Genomic DNA, 19,310 nt, shown 5'->3' with positions numbered 1-19,310 from the left:
TAAGTGGCTCTTTTTAAGTCTTATAGGTAATTAATGCGAAGCTGGTGGATGGCTGTGTTCAATATCTTCAGACTTCTTAGAGAAACGGCGACGGATCACCACGAAGAAGACTGGGACAAAGAAAATAGCCAGTGAAGTTGCTGCGAACATACCACCCAGAACACCCGTACCTACTGAGTTCTGAGATGCAGAACCTGCACCATTACTAAATACCAGTGGAATAACACCTAGCATAAATGCCAGTGATGTCATCAGGATTGGTCGTAAACGCATCTTAACTGCGTCAAGTGTTGCCTCGACTAACCCTTTCCCTTCTTTTTCCATTAAGTCTTTGGCGAATTCAACAATCAATATTGCGTTTTTCGCCGAGAGCCCAATGGTTGTTAGTAGACCTACTTTAAAGTAAACGTCATTATCTAAGCCTCGAACTGAGGTGAAGATTAATGCCCCGATAATACCTAGCGGAACGACTAACATAACAGAGAACGGAACTGACCAACTTTCATACAGTGCTGCCAAGCATAGGAAGACGACTATCAAGGAAATCGCATATAGAGCAGGGGCTTGGTTACCTGCTAAACGTTCTTGATAAGACATCCCCGTCCACTCATAACCAATTCCTTTTGGCAGGTTTTCAGTCGTGAGTTTTTCCATTAGCAGCATAGCATCCCCGGTACTTTTACCTGGGGCAGCCTGACCTTGAATGTTCATTGATGGGACACCGTTATAACGCTCTAAACGTGGTGAACCAAACTTCCAAGGGTCTTGGGATGTGTCCAAAAATGCAGAGAATGGAACCATTTTACCTTGGTTGTTACGAACATACAGGTTACTGATATTTTTTGGCAGCATGCGGCTTTCTGCGTCACCTTGTACGTAAACTTTCTTCACACGACCGCGGTCGATAAAGTCATTCACGTAGGCTCCACCGAAGATCGAGCTTAATGTTGCGTTAATATCACTAATCGCAACACCTTGTGCCTGTGCTTTTTGTTGGTCGATATAAATACGGTACTGTGAGGTATCATCCTGACCATTTGGACGGACACCTTGCAGCATTTCTGGGTGCTGAGCTGCTAATCCAAGTAACTGATTACGGGCTTCCATTAATTTTTCATGCCCTAAGTTAGCTTTATCTACAAGCTCGAAGTCGAACCCGTCGGCGGTACCTAACTCAACAATTGCCGGTAGGTTAAATGCGTAGATTAGCGCTTCTTGTTTTTGTGACAGCGCGATATTAGCGCGTTGTACAATCGCATCGACGTGGTTTTCATCACCTTTACGCTCGCTCCAGTTTTTCAGAACGATAAAGGCTAGACCCATATTTTGTCCTTGACCTGCGAAGCTAAAGCCCCCAACGGTAAAGACTGACTCAACGTTTGCTTTTTCTTCGGTAAGGTAGTAGTTGTTAACTTCATCCAATACCGCTTGCGTTTGTTCTTGGGTTGATCCAGGTGGTAATTGGATCATTGACAGGAATACCCCTTGGTCTTCTGCTGGTAAGAAAGAAGACGGCAAACGCACAAACATAAAGGCCATGCCCGCCACTAATATCAGGTAGATGACAAGATAACGGCCTGTACCGTTAAGCATGCGGCTTACACTGTCAGTATAATGGTGAGCTTGCTTTTCAAACATTCGGTTAAACCAACCGAAGAACCCTTTCTGGCTACCGTGACTGCCTTTTTCAATCGGCTTCAACATGGTTGCGCACAGTGCTGGCGTTAAAATCATTGCCACCAGAACTGAGAATACCATTGATGATACAATCGTGATTGAGAACTGACGATAAATAGCCCCCGTAGACCCTCCAAAGAAAGCCATTGGGATAAATACTGCCGAAAGTACCATTGCGATACCGACTAATGCACCTTGGATTTGACCCATTGATTTTTTGGTCGCTTCTTTTGGTGACAAGCCTTCTTCTTGCATTACCCGCTCAACGTTTTCAACAACAACGATGGCATCATCGACCAGAAGACCGATGGCAAGAACCATGGCGAACATCGTCAGGGTATTTATCGAGTATCCGAATGCCGATAAAATAGCAAAAGTACCCAATAATACGACTGGAACGGCAATTGTAGGTATTAAGGTTGCACGAATGTTTTGTAGGAACAAATACATTACCACAACAACTAGCATGATTGCTTCAACCAACGTTTTAACCACTTCGTTAATCGAAATTTTAACGAATGGGGTTGTATCGTATGGATAAACAATTTCTAACCCTTGAGGGAAGAAAGGTTTCATATCTTCAAGAGCTGCGCGCACGTTATTAGAGGTATCTAATGCGTTTGCACCTGTCGCCAACTTAATACCAATACCAGCAGCAGGTTTACCATTAAAACGGGCAATCGTGCTGTAGTTTTCTGCACCTAATTCGACATCAGCAACATCTTTAATGCGTACTTGTGAACCATCTTGGTTTACACGCAGCAAAATATTGCTAAATTCTTCAGCATTATTTAAACGTGTTTGTGCAATGATAGAAACGTTTAAACGCTGGTTAGCAATTGAAGGTGAACCACCGAGTTGCCCTGCTGCTACTTGGTTGTTTTGAACCTTGATAGCATTAATGACATCCGTTGTGGTCATGTTGTATTTAACGAGCTGTTCTGGTTTTAACCAGATACGCATCGCATATTGCGTACCAAATAGTTGCGTTTCACCGACACCATTTACTCGGCTAAGTGGGTCTTTAATATTTGACCCAACATAGTCAGCAATGTCGTATTGCCCCATTGAGCCATCATTAGAAACGAAACCGGCAACCATTAAGAAGGAACTAGTTGATTTATCAACACTAATACCTTGCTGCTGAACCTCTTGTGGCAGCAATGGCATTGCCAGTTGCAATTTATTTTGTACCTGTACTTGCGCTATATCACCATCAGTACCTGCTTCAAACGTTATTGTGATGCTAGCAGAACCTGATGAATCACTGCTCGATGACATATATACCAAGTTATCGATACCGTTCATATTTTGTTCGATAACCTGAGTTACGGTGTTCTGTACAGTCTCAGCATCCGCTCCCGGATAGTTAGCTGAAATAGAAACAGCCGGTGGCGCGATGGTTGGGTACTGTGAAACAGGTAACTGGATAATTGCCAACAGACCAGCAAGCATGGTGATAATTGCAATTACCCACGCAAAAATTGGTCTTTCTATAAAAAACTTAGGCATTAATCAGCCGCTCCCTTATTTAGACTTTTCTTCAGGTTTTGCCTGATTGTCTATGGATTGCGTTTCTAAGTTAGCTTCCTTAGGATTCACAACAATTCCTGGTTTGATTTTTTGTAAGCCGATGACAATGATGCGATCACCTTCTTGTAAGCCATCAGTTATCAGCCATTTATTGCCAATAGCTTGACCAGCTTTAACCGCCCTGACTTCAACTTTATTCTCAGCGTTGACGACCATAACTTGAGAAGTCCCTTGAGCTGTACGGGATAACCCTTGTTGTGGCACCAAAATCGCTTTTTCAATTATGCCATCTTCTAATACCGCACGAACAAACATACCTGGAAGTAACTCTTTGTTCGGATTAGGGAAAACGGCTCTCATTGTGATAGAACCTGTTGTTTCATCAACAGTCACATCAGAGAACTCGAGAACACCTTTTTGTGCGTATTCTAGGCCATCATTACTGATTAAGCTTACAGGGGCTTGACCAGATTCTCTTTGGACAGCACCTTTGGCTATCTCATTTTTTAGACGTAAAAAATCATCGCTTGATTGAGTGACGTCTACATAGATAGGGTCTAGTTGCTGAACACGCATTAACTCAGTTGCTTGACCAGTAGAAACTAATGCCCCTTCAGTGACATTCGATTTACCAGTACGACCACTGATTGGCGCAGTTACTTTGGTATAGTTCAGGTTAATACGTGCAGTTTCAACTGCGGCTTCAGCCGCTTTAACAGCAGCAAGAGCTTGTGCATAAGTTGATGTTGCTTGGTCGTATTCCTGACGGCTAATGTAATTAGTGCCTAACAATGGTTTATAACGTTTAACTGTCAATCCTGCTAAATTTGCATTTGCTTGCGCTTTCGCTAATTCAGCTTTTGCACTGTCATAGGTTGCTTGGAATGGTGCAGGGTCAATCTGGTACAAAGATGTGCCAGCTTCGACATCGCTACCTTCTTTATAGTTGCGCTTCAAAATGATGCCACTAACTTGAGGACGAACCTCAGCAACACGAAATGCAGATGTACGGCCTGGTAACTCGGTTTTGAGCGTCAGAGGTTCGGCTTTAAGCGTAACAATTCCTACTTCAGGCGCCGGGCGTTCTCCGCCACCTTGTTGTTCGTCGTTACAACCGGATAAAGCTAAGCCACCTGAAAGAACCAACAGAGCCAGAGGTAACACCCCTCTGTTTTTTCGCATAAGTTAACCTCAATTAATCAATATGAGTTCAAAACAAAAATAAGAAAAATGGTAAACAATATGATTTATCACTGTGCTATAGTACAAACATACACGATTGTATGTAAATCAGCTTTCGATAGAAACGGGTCACAATGGCACGAAAAACTAAACAACAGGCTGAAGAAACTCGTCAGGAAATATTAGATGCTGCTATCAAAACATTCTCTGAACGAGGCGTTTCTGCCACATCATTAGCCGATATTGCAAAAGCCGCCGGGGTTACCCGTGGGGCGATATATTGGCATTTCAAAAATAAAGTTGATCTTTTTTATCAAGCCTGTGAGTTTGGTGATAACCAAATTGTACAAGCTGAAGAATATTATCGTTCTAAATATACCAATGATCCACTTTCAATACTAAGAGAATTGTTAGTTTTTATTTTAACTGATTTCATTGAAAGCCCTAAAAACCGCGCTCTGATGGAAATATTTTTTTTGAAGTGCGAATTAGTCGGTGAAATGGCGGCGCTAGTTGATTTTAAACGGGCTAATTATGTTGCTAGCCAATGTCGAATTGTTGAAAACTTACACTCGTGTATTGCGGCAGGGCAATTACCGGCAGACCTAAATGTCGACTGCGCTGCTATTATGATCCGTTCTTTGATGTCAGGTTTATTGGAAAACTGGCTACTCCAGACAGAAAACTTCAATATAAATCAACACACCATTACATTGGTTGATACACTATTAGAGACTTTAAAAAGTAATGCCGCAATACGGCTTAAACCAATTCAAACTGAATAATTGGAGTGTAAAATGTCATCTATCCTGATTATTGCCAATGGCGCACCTTACGGCAGTGAAACATTATTTAACTCATTGCGTTTGGCGATCACCTTAAAAGAGCAAAATTCACAGTTGGATTTAAAAGTTTTCTTAATGTCAGATGCAGTGGCTGCGGGCTTGGCTGCGCAAAAACCCAAAGAAGGTTATAATCTTCAACAGATGTTAGAAATTTTAACCGCACAAAATGTTCCCGTGAAATTGTGTAAAACATGTACGGATGCACGAGGAATTAGCGAACTTGCTTTAGCGGACGGTGTTGAGGTTGGGACGCTTGTTGAACTCGCCAGTTGGACATTAAGTGCTGAGAAAGTATTAACGTTCTAGTCTGGGGTCGTGCAATATTTACCTAGTGTGCTGATAGTTGTTTATCAGCACTTTGTGTAATAAAACAATATGTGAAAGCTTATTATGAGTATATAGGGATGTTGTTATGATGAAACAACAACGGAATTGGCTACATTTAATTAGCATAATCTTATTATTTGCCACAGTGCTTTTTTCCTATCCTGTTAACGCATTAACCACGAGTCATTTACCGAGTAAAAATGAGATTAAAAGTGCACTCGATGCATTGAATAAAAAAAGTACCTTGAATGAAGATGATAAATTAGCGTTAGCGGATTTAGAAAAAACATCTGATTTTTATGAGGAACTGAGTAAATTAGAACAACGAACTGAAGAACTACAAGAAAAACTCAACAATACCAGTGAAGATTCGAGAAAAGCGGTTCAAGGTTTACAGCAAATAAAAAAAGAAAATAAACAACTTGCAGCAAACTTCGCTGAACAAATTCAAAAAAGCACACTTTCCCAATTAGAAGCATTGAAATCATCTTACCTAGAAAACCTTCAAGTTGAACACAGTGACCTCGCTACCTACAGTAGTCAATTGATAGGGTTACAAACTCAACCTGAACGAGCCCAAGCGCTGATGCTAGAAAATGCGAAGCGTTTGCAAGATATTCGTAATGAATTAAATAATACACAAGACGATGTGGTGAGCTTAAGGCCAACCCAAATCAATATGCTACTGGTAGAACAATATCTATTACAGCAGCAAAATGAGTATCAAAAACGCATTCTACAAAGCAATACCCAATTGCAAGATGTATTGCAAAAACAACGCGATTATACCGCGGCTTATATTGAACAGCTCGAAGTCTACATTCAACAGATCCAAGCTGAAATTAGCCACCGTCGGCTTAATGATTCCCAATCGACGGTACGTGAAGCATTGAGTACCTCTGAAACAGATATTAACGTTCAACAAAACCCGATTATTCAAAAAGAAATTGCGATTAATAATACATTAAGTGATCGGCTTATTGCGGTGACAGAAGACAGTAATAAATTAGTACAAAATGGTATACGAGTTAAAACGTGGCTTGAAAGAGCGACACAATCAGAGCGAAACTTAAAAGAACAGATCAATGTATTACGAGGTAGTTTGTTGTTATCTCGAATTTTATTTCAACAACAAATTGATTTACCCGCTAATATTTTAACTAAAAACTTACCTACGACAATTGCTGATTTGCGCCTTGAACAATTTGATATTAATCAGCAGCGTGATGAACTATACCAACCCAGTGATTACATCACTAAATTAGAACAGCAATTAGAGGTTAAAACGGGGGATGACCCAGAAGCGTCAACCTTATTATCAGAGGAAGACAAAGCAGTTTTAATAAAACTGTTGGAAGTTCGCCGAGGGTTGTTAGATGAGCTGAATCAACAACTCGGAGGGCAAATTTCACAAGCAATTAATTTAGAGTTAGATCAAAACCAATTATTGAGTGTTGTGAGTTCTCTTGAAAACATATTGGCACAGCAAATATTTTGGGTGAACAGTAATAAACCGATTGATTTAGAATGGCTGAAAGCCTTTCCCGAAGCGGCGACTGCACAATTCGACAATGTTGATTTATCCATTTCAAGCCGTAGCATTATGAAGGGCGTCAGTAACTCTTTGCTGGTGGTTATTCCGTTAGTGTTAGTCGCGCTAATTTTTATTTGGTTTAACCGTAAGATTAATCGACGATTACAGGATATCGACCAGCACCTTTCAAGTTTACGTAGTGACAGCGTATTAAGTACACCATTTGCCTTATTATTAACGTTAATGCAGACCTTGCCAGTATCATTGTTTTTATTAGCTATTGGTTATTGGTTTTTGAAAACAGGTAATGCTCAAGGGCCCTTTGTTTGGAAATTTTGTCAGCAATTAGCCATCTTCTGGGTGTTATTTGAGCTAACTTATCGGGTACTTAAACCCCAAGGTATCGCGCAAAAACACTTTGCTATCGAAAAAGAGAAAATAACACTTGCTCGACGTGGTCTGTTCAGATTATCTATCCCTTTGTTACCGCTTATTTTCTTTTCGACTTACGGAATTAGCAATCCATTAAAAGTGTCAGAAGATGTGATTGGTCAGCTAGTAGTGTTAATTTCCTTAGTGCTACTGTGTATTTTTACCACTCCATTTTGTAAGCGGGTTTGGCAAGAAAGGGGCAGTCATTTAACTCGGAGTATTGTTGTGGCACTACTGACATTTTCACCATTGATTTTAGTGGGGTTGATGATGGCGGGGTACTACTACACCACATTACGTTTGACGAATCGTTGGATAGACAGCTTATATTTATTGTTGCTGTGGCATATCACTTATAATGCCTGCTTGAGGGGGTTGACATTAGTCGCTCGAAAGCTTGCGTATCAACGAGCTATTGAACGACGTGCGATGTCTAAGCAAGAAGAGACAGAAAATGAGCCAATTAAAGAACCCCCTATGGCCATTGATTTAATTAGCCAACAGTCGTTGCGCTTAATGACAATGGTCTTATTTATTATCTTTGCACTAGCGTTCTATGCTATTTGGTCTGACTTTATTACGATTTTTTCCTTCTTAGACAGCGTGAATTTGTGGGGCTACACGGCGACTTCGGCGGAAGGTGGCAATATTTTACAATACGTGACGCTTGCCAATTTAATTTTAGCGTTAGTGATTATTGTTGTGTCATGGGTGATGACGCATAACTTACCTGGGTTATTGGAAGTTCTGGTATTATCTCGTTTGAAGTTGCGTCAGGGCTCAACCTACGCCATTAAAGCCATATTAACTTACAGTATTATTGGTATAGGAGCGATTGCTTCGCTGGGGATGATTGGCGTAACTTGGAATAAATTACAGTGGTTAGCCGCTGCTTTAACCGTTGGCTTAGGGTTTGGTTTACAAGAAATTTTTGCTAACTTTGTTTCTGGGATCATCTTATTATTTGAAAGGCCAATTCGTATTGGTGATACGGTGACGATCGGCGAATATTCAGGGACGGTGAGTAAGATCCGCATCCGAGCGACTACCATTGTTGATTTTGATCGTAAAGAGGTCATTATTCCCAATAAGGCTTTTGTGACTGAAAGGTTGATCAACTGGTCGCTTTCAGACACCGTCACACGGGTAACGATAGCAATTGGTGTTGCTTATGGGTCAGATCTCGACAAAGTTAAGCAAGTTTTATTATCTGCGGCGACCAGTAACAGCAAAGTAATGACAGAACCTGCACCTAATGTTTATTTTACTAGTTTTGGCGCGAGTACTTTAGATCACGAATTGCGTTTTTACGTACGCCAAATTGGTGATCGGTCTGTAACGAATGATGAAATAAACCGAGCGATAGACAAACTATGTAGAGAAAATGATATTGATATTGCCTTCAACCAACTAGAAGTTCATTTGCATAATAGCCAAGGGGATGAAGTGCAAGAAGTCAAGCGTACATTAAAAGACGGTGATGGCAACTTAGCTAATTAGCGGTCTTTCGTGCAGGTGGCTTGGGCCGCCTGCATTTGCTTCGAAATATAGTCATTTCTAACAATATCAAGGGCTTTTAGTACGATATCTGTGTCTATTTCTGAGGTTTCTAATAAATAAATCAAATCAACGGCAAGCTGTATTTCTAGCGGTGCATCTTTAAGCGAAGACATGGCAATTCCTTTTGTCGTTAATGTTGATTAATCAAAATATTGGTTTTCTTGGTGCTCAATAGCTTTTTCTATCCGTAACAGTGCTTGTCGGCAACGGTATAAACGGCCTGCCAATACGGCAAGTTCTTTTTGGCATTGGTGCTGTAAACGATGATCCGTTAGTTGGCTTAGGTGAAGTTCTTTTTCACTGACCATTGACTGCAAACGGCGTTCGTAGTCTTGATGTTGTGATAAACGTTCATATAAATCAATCTGCTCTTTCTTCTTGGTAAATGTTGATTCTTTCTCTCGCAAGGGTTGTGTCGAAATCTCACGAGAAATTGCCTGTATCTGGTGAACGATTTTTTCTGTGAGGAAATTGACCTGCTCTGCATGGTTTAGCGTGACACTATGGCAAAGCTGTAGATAAAGCGCTTTTAACTCGTTTTGGCAATCACCAAGGCGCGTCGACTTACGATTAAATAATTGCACATCAAAGCGGGAATGCGAAAACTCAAGGTCCTTTATTGGGCTCACTCGCGTCTCTAATTCATCAATCTGCTTTTTTAACGCATCTAAAAGAGCGGGGATTTTCATTTTTTATTCTCATTAAATGTGAAAAATAGCGTAATATTGATATTCAGCAACAAAAGCAACTGCAAATAGTCGGCTTCTTGTTGCATTTTTATGGTACTTTACATAAATTCTACACTTTCGTGTTTACTATATTGGCTTTTATTATGACCGCTAAAGAGCAACAACTGCAATTGATTAAAGAAAGTATCGCATCTATTCAAGATTATCCAATCGAAGGTGTGATTTTTCGTGATATCACGACTTTGTTAAACACCCCAGCAGCATACCAAGCAACCATTGATATGTTAGTTGAGCATTACCAAAATAAAGGGGTTACTAAAATTGTAGGGACTGAAGCACGTGGTTTTCTATTCGGTGCACCTGTCGCATTACGTTTAGGTGTTGGTTTTGTTCCTGTACGTAAAAAAGGGAAACTACCGCGTGAAGTATTAAGTATGACTTATGACCTTGAATACGGTACCGATACCCTTGAAATCCACAAAGACAGCATTACCCCAAATGATAATGTATTGGTTGTTGATGACCTATTAGCAACTGGTGGCACTGTCGAAGCAACAGTTAAAATGATCAAGCAGCTCGGTGCTAATGTGGTTGAAGCCGCATTTATCATTAGCTTACCTGACCTTGGTGGTGTGGAGCGGCTACAAAAAGAAGGCGTATCTTCTTACAGCTTAGTTGAATTCCCTGGGCACTAATCTTTATTTTCCCTCTATTTTTATCACAACCTCGCCGTAAGGGTTGAGGCTGTGGTAGCATGTACTAAGATTATATTTATTCACGTATCATGTTAAATTACTGTGGGAACCATGAGCTATCAGGTACTTGCCCGTAAGTGGCGACCTCAAAAATTTTCAGACGTTGTTGGCCAACAACACGTCTTGACTGCACTTGCTAATGGGCTGGAGCACCAGCGGCTTCATCACGCCTATCTTTTCTCGGGCACACGAGGCGTAGGGAAAACGACGATTGCTCGCCTTTTTGCCAAAGGTCTTAATTGCGAAAAAGGGATCACGGCATCCCCTTGTGGTCAATGTGTCAACTGCTTGGAAATTGAACAGGGCAGGTTTGTCGACCTAATTGAGATTGACGCAGCTTCACGAACTAAAGTGGAAGATACCCGCGAATTACTCGATAACGTCCAATACGCACCAGCACGCGGTCGCTTCAAAGTCTACTTGATTGATGAAGTCCACATGCTGTCACGTCATAGCTTTAATGCCTTGTTGAAAACACTTGAAGAGCCGCCAGAACACGTAAAATTTCTTTTGGCGACGACTGACCCACAAAAACTTCCCGTGACTATTTTGTCACGTTGCTTGCAGTTCCATCTAAAAGCGTTAGATGTCACTCAAATTAGCGAACAACTTGAATTAATTCTTAATGCTGAAAATATTGAACATGACCTGCGTGCTCGCCAGCTGATAGCGAGAGCCGCTGATGGTAGTTTACGTGATGCATTAAGTTTAACAGACCAAGCCATCGCGATGGGGCAAGGCAAGGTAACTGCTGACATAGTGAGTCAAATGCTTGGCACACTGGATGATGAGCAACCATTAGCTATCATTGAGGCATTAGTCCGTGCTGATAGCATCGCCGTGATGACCCAAGTGGAGCAAGCGGCTAGCCGAGGTGCGGACTGGGAGAATTTACTGGTTGAAATTTTAACCCAGTTACACCGCATCGCGATGATCCAACTTCTTCCTGCGGAGCAAGAAACAGACCCATCTTCGATAGACGGGCGCTTGCGGCAAGTTGCAAGGGTTATTTCTCCAGCAGATTTACAGCTTTTCTACCAAACCTTGTTGGTAGGAAGAAAAGAATTGCCCTATGCACCTGAGCGGCGTATGGGGGTAGAAATGGCCTTATTGCGAGCACTGGCATTTCACCCTAAAAGTGTAATCGAAGAAATTGAAGCGCCTCCTCGGGTGATCACACAAACGGTAACACAGAGTGCACCTCAAAGGGGAGCGCCGCCACAAACTCGTGCAGAGAATTTGCCAGAAAATAGCCCAACCTTGCAGTTATTAAAAGCTAGGCAGACCCTGCAATCACCCCAAAGCGAGGACCCTGGCCTAAAAAAGGCTAAACCGGCGACGTCTGAAAAGGCTAAGCCGGCGGTATCAGCACTAGAAAGGCTGGCCGCCGTGACCAGCAAACACCAACAAAATGTGGAAAACAAAGCTTCACAAGGGGTGAAAGCTCAGAAACCAAAGCCGTATCAGTGGAAAGCTCAGAACAAAGAAACAATGGCTCAAAAAGATGCCGTTACGACGCCAAGTGAGATCAAAGAAGCGTTAGAATATGAGAAAACCCCTGAATTAGCAGTAAAAATTATTGAAGAAGGGCGGGAGCGAGACAGCTGGTCCGGGACAATAGCAAAATTAAATATTCCTAAGCTGGTTGAACAATTAGCTTTGAATTCATATATAGAAGAATTAAGTGAGTCGCAAATTGTTTTACATTTGCGTTCATCTCAGAAGCACCTCGATAAGCCCCAAGCGCATAAAGCGCTAGAGGAAGCTCTGAGCGAGCAGTATGGTCGTTCTGTTGAACTGAAAATCGTTCATGATGATAATAGTGATGTGAAAACACCACTAGAATGGCGACAGGCGATTTATGAAGAGAAACTGGCGCAAGCTCGTCAGTCAATTATTGCGGATAAGACGATTCAAAAACTTCGCTCTATGTTTGATGCGCAGTTGGATGAAGAAAGTATTCGCCCCGTTTAACGCTACAGTATATTGGTTAATCTGTAGCCTCAGTTGTGAGAGAAAACTATGTTTGGTAAAGGTGGATTGGGTAACCTGATGAAACAGGCCCAGCAAATGCAAGATAAAATGCAAAAAGTTCAGGAAGAAATCGCTCAACTTGAAGCTACAGGCGAGTCTGGTGCTGGCTTAGTGAAAGTGACAATTAATGGTTCGCATAATTGCCGCCGTGTTGAGATCGACCCTAGCTTGTTAGAAGATGACAAAGAAATGTTAGAAGACTTGATTGCAGCGGCATTTAACGATGCGGCTCGACGCATTGAAGAGACACAAAAAGAGAAAATGGCGAGCGTTTCTAGTGGTATGCAATTACCACCAGGCTTTAAGATGCCATTCTAATGCAAACAAGTCCGCTTCTTGAATCATTAATGGAAGCGTTGCGCTGTCTTCCCGGCGTTGGGCCAAAGTCAGCGCAGCGTATGGCTTTCCATCTTCTACAGCGTGACCGGAGCGGTGGGATGCGTTTAGCGCAATCTCTCACAAGTGCAATGTCTGAAATTGGTCATTGCCGTGATTGCAGAACGTTTACCGAACAAGAGGTTTGTAATATTTGTGCGAATCCGCGTCGTCAGCAAAATGATTTAGTTTGTGTTGTCGAAAGCCCAGCAGATATCTATGCCATTGAACAAACTGGGCAATTTTCAGGGCGCTATTTTGTTCTTATGGGGCATTTATCGCCATTGGACGGTATTGGTCCGATAGATATTGGCCTTGATAGGTTAGAAGAACGCTTAGCGGTAGAGACGATCACAGAAGTGATTTTAGCGACAAACCCGACGGTAGAAGGTGAAGCAACAGCAAACTATATTGGGGAAATGTGCGCACAATATGGGGTGGCAGCGAGCCGAATTGCTCATGGGGTGCCTGTGGGTGGGGAATTAGAGTTAGTCGATAGTACGACGCTGTCTCATTCGCTCTCCGGCCGCTCTCGATTGTAATATCCTCGTCATATTTCAAGCTGTAGGGGTGTTGGCTGCACTCGGCGACTCGGGTCACATACTGATGTATGCTCCCCGAGATCTCCTCATTTACCGCCTACCTACAACTTGAACTATTTAGAGGATAGTATTGATTTCGTTTTTCTAAAATCACCCTACAGAATTCAGTTACTAATTTGAGTCGTGGGGGCTACACTCGGCGACTCGGGTCACATACTGATGTATGCTCCCCGAGATCTCCTCATTTGCCGCCTACCTACAACTTGAACTATTTAGAGGGTAGTATTGATTTCGTTTTTCTAAAATCATCCTACAGAATTCAGTTACTAATTTGAGTCGTGGGGGCTACACTCGGTGACTTGGGTCACATACTGGTGTATGTTCCTAGGGATTAACGTATTTGACGCCTAGCTACAGCACAAATTATTTAGAGTATATGATTGGAGATGAGTAGAATTATTCCTTTCATTAACTATCTTTAAAATGATTGCGGTTGTTATTATTTCCTTTCTAATCATTGGTTTTGGTTTTTTCTTCAGTAAATTTTTTTGTCTTTATCGCTTGAATTTTTGTTTTTCGCCCCCAACTAATCTGCATCGATAAGTCAAACCTATCCAATTAGATTGATGAAATAGAGGCGATTAATGAGTATGAAAGGACAGGAAACGCGTGGTTTCCAATCAGAAGTTAAGCAACTCCTCCAATTAATGATCCACTCTCTTTATTCGAATAAAGAGATTTTCTTACGCGAATTGATCTCCAACGCATCAGATGCGGCGGATAAACTGCGTTTTCGTGCGTTATCTAACCCAGAACTGTATGAGAATGATGGTGAATTGCGTGTACGTATTAGCGCAGATAAAGACCAAGGTACATTAACGATTAGTGATAACGGTATTGGTATGAGCCGTGAAGAAGTTATTGATAACTTGGGGACTATCGCAAAATCAGGTACGAAAGCATTTTTAGAATCTCTAGGTACTGATCAGGCAAAAGATAGCCAAATGATTGGTCAATTTGGTGTTGGTTTCTATTCAGCTTTTATTGTCGCAGATAAAGTCACAGTACGTAGCCGTGCAGCAGGAGCCCCTGCGGATGAAGGTGTTTTTTGGGAATCTGCGGGTGAAGGTGAGTATACTATTGCCGATATTGAAAAAGCGGAACGCGGTACAGAAATTACGTTGCATTTACGTGACGATGAAAAAGAATTCCTTGATAACTGGCGTCTACGCTCAGTAATTAGTAAATATTCAGACCATATTGCTTTACCTGTTGAAATTGAAGATAAAAATGAAGAAGACGGTACGGTAACGTGGGAAAAGATTAACCAAGCTAAAGCACTATGGACACGTAGTAAGTCTGAGATCTCTGATGAAGAGTATGTTGAATTCTATAAACATATTTCCCACGACTATGCTGACCCTTTGACTTGGACGCACAACCGCGTTGAAGGTAAACAAGAGTATACCAGTTTACTGTATGTTCCTTCTCAAGCACCATTCGACTTATGGAATCGTGACCAACAGCATGGCCTGAAATTATACGTTCAACGCGTATTTATTATGGATGACGCTGAACAGTTTATGCCAAATTACCTACGGTTTATTCGTGGTGTATTAGATTCCAATGATTTGCCATTGAACGTTTCTCGTGAAATATTGCAAGATAGCGCATTAACACGCAGTTTACGTAGTGCATTGACTAAACGTGTTCTACAAATGCTTGAAAAATTGGCGAAAACAGATGCGGAAAAATATCAAACTTTCTGGCAACAATTTGGTTTAGTGATGAAAGAGGGCCCTGCGGAAGATATGGCAAATGGTGAAACCATTGCTAAACTTCTGCGTTTCGCGACCACTCAAACAGATAGCAGCGTGCAAAATGTTTCTTTAGAAGACTACGTTAGCCGTATGGTGGAAGGGCAGGATAAAATTTACTATATCACCGCAGATAGCTATGCGGCGGCAAAAGGTAGCCCACACCTCGAATTATTCCGTAAAAAAGGTATTGAGGTATTGTTGTTATCCGACCGTATTGACGAATGGATGATGAACTATTTGTCTGAGTTTGATGGCAAACAATTCCAATCAGTCAGTAAAGCTGATGAGTCATTAGATAAACTTGCGGATGAAAACAAAGCTGAACAAGAAGAAGCGGATAAACAATTAGCACCATTTGTTGAGCGTGTAAAATCATTCTTGGGTGAAAGGGTTAAAGACGTCAAACTGACGCATCGTTTAACCGATACTCCAGCGATTGTCACTACAAATGCTGATGAAATGAGCACTCAGATGGCGAAATTATTCGCTGCGGCTGGTCAAGCTGCGCCAGAAGTGAAATACAACTTCGAATTAAACCCAGCACACCCATTGGTGAAAAAAGCGTCTGAAGTGTCAGATGAGTCTGTATTTGCTGATTGGGTTGATGTGTTATTGGATCAAGCATTATTGGCCGAGCGTGGTACATTGGAAGATCCAAATTTATTTATACGAAAAATCAACGAATTGCTTTTAAAATAAGTTAATTTTGTACTTTCGTTTTTGAACATAAACCACGCTTTTGCTTGTGCTTTAGCGTGGTTTTTTTCTTTTGCGAAAAAAGATAAATGCGAAAACGTTTACGTGTGTTCTTGAGTAAAGCGCCATGCTAATGGTATGGTAGCTTGTTTTCTTTTCAAATTATAAAAATCTAAATAGCAAGGGGTTTACGCAATGCGTATCATTCTGCTTGGCGCTCCAGGCGCTGGTAAGGGCACTCAAGCTCAATTTATTATGGAAAAGTTTGGGATCCCTCAAATTTCAACAGGTGACATGCTACGTGCAGCTGTTAAGTCAGGGAGCGAACTTGGTTTGCAAGCTAAAGAATTAATGGATAACGGTAAATTAGTGACTGACGAATTGGTTATCGCATTAGTTAAAGAGCGTATCAAACAAGATGATTGCCGTAATGGGTTCTTGTTAGATGGGTTCCCTCGCACAATTCCGCAAGCGGATGCCATGAAAGAAGCGGGTATTACCGTTGATAACGTCCTTGAATTTGATGTACCAGACGAAATCATCGTTGAGCGCATCATTGGCCGTCGTGTACATGCACCATCTGGTCGTGTTTACCACATCAACTTTAATCCACCGAAAGTGGAAGGTAAAGACGATGTAACCGGTGAAGAATTAACGATACGTAAAGATGACCAAGAAGATACCGTACGTAAACGTTTAGTTGAGTACCATGCATTAACGGCTCCTTTAATTGCTTATTATCAAAATGAAGCAAAACAAGGTAATACGAAGTACTTCAAATTGGATGGTACACGTAAAGTTTCTGAAGTTAGTGAAGAATTAGCAAAAATTTTAGGTTAATATTGGCACTCCTTATGCTTCTTGTTACTGTATAACAGTAACTTGCATTATTAAGGGTGTAAGCCAAGTATAAGGCAGCGAGATCGCTGCCTTTATTGTTATACCACTTGGTGATAAAAATAGTTATTTAACTATGTTAATGTTGGGAATGATTATCAATTAGGAGTTGTTTCATGTCAGAAAAAAAATACGGCATTTTATTGGCTAACCTAGGAACACCTGATGCCCCAACAACCTCAGCAGTTAGACGCTATTTAGCAGAATTTCTTAGTGATACTCGCGTTATTGATGTACCTCGTCTAATTTGGAAACCTATTCTATATGGTGTAATTTTGCCTATTCGGTCGTCGAAAGTCGCGAAATTATATCAATCTATTTGGTTAGAAGACGGCTCCCCATTATTGGTTTACTCTTTACGCCAAAAGCAAAAATTAGCCGCTTTGTTGCCTAATATTCCAGTAGATATAGGGATGAGCTACGGTTCACCATCAATTAAAACTGCGATTGATAACCTGATGGAGCAAGGGGTTACTGATTTAGTGGTCTTACCTTTATATCCACAATATTCATGTACCACAACTGCTGCGGTTTATGATGCAGTTACAAGGGCATTTCAAGGTCGACGTACTATTCCGTCAGTTCAATTTATTCGGAGTTATGCCACTCATCCTGCGTACATTAAAGCACTGGTAACTTCTATTGAAGCTAGTTTTGCCAAGCACGGTGAACCAGATAGGCTGGTATTGTCTTTCCACGGCATTCCTAAGCGTTATTGTGATACAGGTGATATCTATCAGCAAGAATGTGAAAAAACCGCTCAGGCATTGCGTGAAGCCTTAAATTATCCAAGTGATAACGTGTTACTCACTTACCAGTCACGTTTTGGACGAGAGCCTTGGCTCATGCCCTACATGGATAAAACAATGCATGAATTACCCAGCCAAGGTGTAAAATCAGTTCAGGTTATTTGTCCTGGGTTTTCAGTTGATTGTTTGGAAACATTAGAAGAGATAAGCGAACAAAATAAAGAGTTCTTTATTAGCAGTGGTGGTCATAAATATAATTACATATCGGCTTTAAATGATAATCAAGATAGTATTAGCATGATTAATTTAATAATTGAAGATGCATTAAAGTAGTCAATGCATACAATTAATACAAAAAAGTTAGCTTATCGATATATCAAAAATTCGATTATAGACTATAATAACTTATCTGAAATTAAAAACGATTAAACAAATTTTATGTCTTTTGGAATTAATATGAGCAATGAGCAACCGCCACGAGGCAATAATATAGAGCAGAAATCAAATACTGCTCCTCAGTTTCATTTACAGCAGAATGATGAAATTGACCTCATGGCATTATTTTCGATTTTATTAAAGCATAAGCTCTTAATTATTATTTTTACTGCTTTCTGTATTGTGTTGAGCGCGGGGATTGTCAGCTTTTTACCCCAAAAATGGAGTAGTACAGCAATTGTTATTCCTCCTACATCTGAAAACATCCAAGAAGTAAACAAATTAAAAGCGCAATTAGACGCACTAGAAATCCCTATTGATTTAAGTGCTCAGCGCATTTTTAGCGTGTTTGTTGATCAGTTTCGTTCAAAAGTTAACCAGAGCGAATATGTAAAAAGTACACGGTATTTTCAGCAGTTAGCGCAAAATATCGAACCGAAAGATGATGTTGCTAGTCAACAACGGTTAGTGAATCAAATCATTACCAACGATATCCAAATTCAAGACCAATCGAAAGAAAAAAACAGTACCTCCAATGACATTGTTTTAAAGTTTACGGCGTCTTTACCTATCGAAGCACAAGACTTACTTGAGGGGTATATTCGCTATAGTGCATCAAAAGTGAGGCAGCAAATTAAAGTTGAGATAGATAACACTGTTTCTCAGCGGTTGATCTTTGCTAGCGAATCACTGAAACGCGAAGTCAGTAAAATCCAAACGGAATATGATGTTAAAGTTGAACGCTTAAAGCGAGCTGTTGACATCGCGAAAGCTGCTGGGATAGAAAAACCGATTGCGAGTGATTCTGTAACGATCAACGATGACCCTGACTACCCAATTGCGCTTGGTACAGAAGCCTTAGAAAAGAAATTACTCATTGAGACACAAAACCGTGATTTAGCTTTAATGAGCGAAACCTTGCAGAACCGTCAAATTTATATTGATGAACTTAATGCGTTAACGAGCAAGGAGTTAGACTTTGCACCCGTGATGTTTATTTTGACACCGGATTTCCCACTACAAAAAGATTCACCTAAATCATCGCTTATTGTGGCATTGAGCGCAGTTCTCGGCTTTATATTGAGCTGTTCATTTGTATTGAGTCGCCAGTTATATCGTGATTATAAACAGCAAAATGTGTAATTATTCAGCTAGATGATAGTAATCAAGCCAGCACTTTCTTTTGAGGTGCTGGCTTAGCTTTATCGTGTTAGAATAGGGAGATGTT

At 41.0% G+C, this 19,310-nt stretch carries 15 protein-coding genes; 11 read left to right on the top strand and 4 right to left on the bottom strand.

Going from position 1 to position 19,310, the window contains the following annotated elements:
- Nucleotides 1-30 precede the first annotated feature (30 nt).
- Nucleotides 31-3,189 carry an efflux RND transporter permease subunit gene (locus ACIPUA_RS14875; protein ID WP_042848167.1) on the bottom strand — a complete coding sequence of 1,053 codons (3,159 nt, stop codon included), beginning with the start codon at nucleotides 3,187-3,189 and terminating at the stop codon, nucleotides 31-33.
- A 15-nt stretch (nucleotides 3,190-3,204) separates the two neighbouring features.
- Nucleotides 3,205-4,392 (bottom strand): efflux RND transporter periplasmic adaptor subunit, encoded by a 1,188-nt coding sequence (locus tag ACIPUA_RS14870; RefSeq protein ID WP_042848165.1) that lies wholly within the window; start codon nucleotides 4,390-4,392, stop codon nucleotides 3,205-3,207.
- A gap of 134 nt (nucleotides 4,393-4,526) precedes the next feature.
- Between ACIPUA_RS14870 and acrR the strand changes: the two genes are divergently transcribed.
- The 3 genes from acrR (at nucleotide 4,527) to mscK (ending at nucleotide 9,030) form a co-directional block, all read left to right on the top strand.
- Nucleotides 4,527-5,177, top strand: a complete 651-nt coding sequence (acrR, locus tag ACIPUA_RS14865) for a multidrug efflux transporter transcriptional repressor AcrR (RefSeq protein ID WP_042848164.1) — start codon at nucleotides 4,527-4,529, stop codon at nucleotides 5,175-5,177.
- 12 nt (nucleotides 5,178-5,189) lie between these two features.
- Complete coding sequence (locus ACIPUA_RS14860; protein WP_042848163.1) at nucleotides 5,190-5,543, top strand: DsrE/DsrF/TusD sulfur relay family protein; 354 nt, start codon at nucleotides 5,190-5,192, stop codon at nucleotides 5,541-5,543.
- 106 nt (nucleotides 5,544-5,649) lie between these two features.
- Nucleotides 5,650-9,030 (top strand): mechanosensitive channel MscK, encoded by a 3,381-nt coding sequence (gene mscK / locus ACIPUA_RS14855; protein WP_210815357.1) that lies wholly within the window; start codon nucleotides 5,650-5,652, stop codon nucleotides 9,028-9,030.
- Here mscK and ACIPUA_RS14850 read toward each other — a convergent pair.
- Complete coding sequence (locus ACIPUA_RS14850) at nucleotides 9,027-9,203, bottom strand: DUF2496 domain-containing protein (protein ID WP_042848160.1); 177 nt, start codon at nucleotides 9,201-9,203, stop codon at nucleotides 9,027-9,029. The genes mscK and ACIPUA_RS14850 overlap by 4 nt on opposite strands.
- A gap of 27 nt (nucleotides 9,204-9,230) precedes the next feature.
- Entirely contained in the window at nucleotides 9,231-9,779 is a 549-nt protein-coding gene (priC, locus tag ACIPUA_RS14845) for a primosomal replication protein PriC (protein WP_042848158.1), read from the bottom strand.
- Nucleotides 9,780-9,922: 143 nt separating this feature from the next.
- On the opposite strand from priC, the gene apt reads away from it, so the two are divergent.
- From apt to wzz(fepE), 8 genes are all read left to right on the top strand, one after another.
- A complete protein-coding gene (apt, locus tag ACIPUA_RS14840) occupies nucleotides 9,923-10,474 on the top strand; it encodes an adenine phosphoribosyltransferase (protein WP_042848155.1) in 552 nt (183 codons plus the stop codon).
- Between the two features lie 111 nt (nucleotides 10,475-10,585).
- Entirely contained in the window at nucleotides 10,586-12,508 is a 1,923-nt protein-coding gene (gene dnaX, locus ACIPUA_RS14835; RefSeq protein ID WP_048608071.1) for a DNA polymerase III subunit gamma/tau, read from the top strand.
- Between the two features lie 48 nt (nucleotides 12,509-12,556).
- Complete coding sequence (locus ACIPUA_RS14830) at nucleotides 12,557-12,886, top strand: YbaB/EbfC family nucleoid-associated protein (protein ID WP_004260403.1); 330 nt, start codon at nucleotides 12,557-12,559, stop codon at nucleotides 12,884-12,886.
- Entirely contained in the window at nucleotides 12,886-13,485 is a 600-nt protein-coding gene (gene recR / locus ACIPUA_RS14825) for a recombination mediator RecR (protein ID WP_449059820.1), read from the top strand. Before ACIPUA_RS14830 ends, recR begins: the two co-directional genes overlap by 1 nt.
- 650 nt (nucleotides 13,486-14,135) lie before the next feature.
- On the top strand, nucleotides 14,136-16,004 hold the full coding sequence (gene htpG / locus ACIPUA_RS14820) for a molecular chaperone HtpG (protein ID WP_165568297.1): 1,869 nt from the start codon (nucleotides 14,136-14,138) through the stop codon (nucleotides 16,002-16,004).
- A 192-nt stretch (nucleotides 16,005-16,196) separates the two neighbouring features.
- Nucleotides 16,197-16,841 (top strand): adenylate kinase, encoded by a 645-nt coding sequence (gene adk, locus ACIPUA_RS14815; protein WP_004913624.1) that lies wholly within the window; start codon nucleotides 16,197-16,199, stop codon nucleotides 16,839-16,841.
- A 173-nt stretch (nucleotides 16,842-17,014) separates the two neighbouring features.
- Nucleotides 17,015-17,980, top strand: coding sequence for a ferrochelatase (gene hemH, locus ACIPUA_RS14810; RefSeq protein WP_449059819.1), 966 nt, complete (start codon nucleotides 17,015-17,017; stop codon nucleotides 17,978-17,980).
- A gap of 123 nt (nucleotides 17,981-18,103) precedes the next feature.
- Complete coding sequence (gene wzz(fepE), locus ACIPUA_RS14805) at nucleotides 18,104-19,225, top strand: LPS O-antigen length regulator Wzz(fepE) (RefSeq protein WP_225832991.1); 1,122 nt, start codon at nucleotides 18,104-18,106, stop codon at nucleotides 19,223-19,225.
- The last annotated feature ends 85 nt before the right edge of the window (nucleotides 19,226-19,310 follow it).

Source organism: Providencia sp. AGC89, assembly GCF_053543535.1.
The sequence above is the reverse complement of the archived record's forward strand: the minus strand, read 5'-3'. Positions and strand labels throughout refer to the sequence as shown.

Bases quoted from the DNA above. Each gene is read 5' to 3' on its own strand.
- ACIPUA_RS14875 (WP_042848167.1), bottom strand. From the start codon at position 3,189: ATGCCTAAGTTTTTTATAGAAAGACCAATTTTTGCGTGGGTAATTGCA.
- ACIPUA_RS14870 (WP_042848165.1), bottom strand. From the start codon at position 4,392: ATGCGAAAAAACAGAGGGGTGTTACCTCTGGCTCTGTTGGTTCTTTCA.
- acrR (WP_042848164.1), top strand. From the start codon at position 4,527: ATGGCACGAAAAACTAAACAACAGGCTGAAGAAACTCGTCAGGAAATA.
- ACIPUA_RS14860 (WP_042848163.1), top strand. From the start codon at position 5,190: ATGTCATCTATCCTGATTATTGCCAATGGCGCACCTTACGGCAGTGAA.
- mscK (WP_210815357.1), top strand. From the start codon at position 5,650: ATGATGAAACAACAACGGAATTGGCTACATTTAATTAGCATAATCTTA.
- ACIPUA_RS14850 (WP_042848160.1), bottom strand. From the start codon at position 9,203: ATGTCTTCGCTTAAAGATGCACCGCTAGAAATACAGCTTGCCGTTGAT.
- priC (WP_042848158.1), bottom strand. From the start codon at position 9,779: ATGAAAATCCCCGCTCTTTTAGATGCGTTAAAAAAGCAGATTGATGAA.
- apt (WP_042848155.1), top strand. From the start codon at position 9,923: ATGACCGCTAAAGAGCAACAACTGCAATTGATTAAAGAAAGTATCGCA.
- dnaX (WP_048608071.1), top strand. From the start codon at position 10,586: ATGAGCTATCAGGTACTTGCCCGTAAGTGGCGACCTCAAAAATTTTCA.
- ACIPUA_RS14830 (WP_004260403.1), top strand. From the start codon at position 12,557: ATGTTTGGTAAAGGTGGATTGGGTAACCTGATGAAACAGGCCCAGCAA.
- recR (WP_449059820.1), top strand. From the start codon at position 12,886: ATGCAAACAAGTCCGCTTCTTGAATCATTAATGGAAGCGTTGCGCTGT.
- htpG (WP_165568297.1), top strand. From the start codon at position 14,136: ATGAAAGGACAGGAAACGCGTGGTTTCCAATCAGAAGTTAAGCAACTC.
- adk (WP_004913624.1), top strand. From the start codon at position 16,197: ATGCGTATCATTCTGCTTGGCGCTCCAGGCGCTGGTAAGGGCACTCAA.
- hemH (WP_449059819.1), top strand. From the start codon at position 17,015: ATGTCAGAAAAAAAATACGGCATTTTATTGGCTAACCTAGGAACACCT.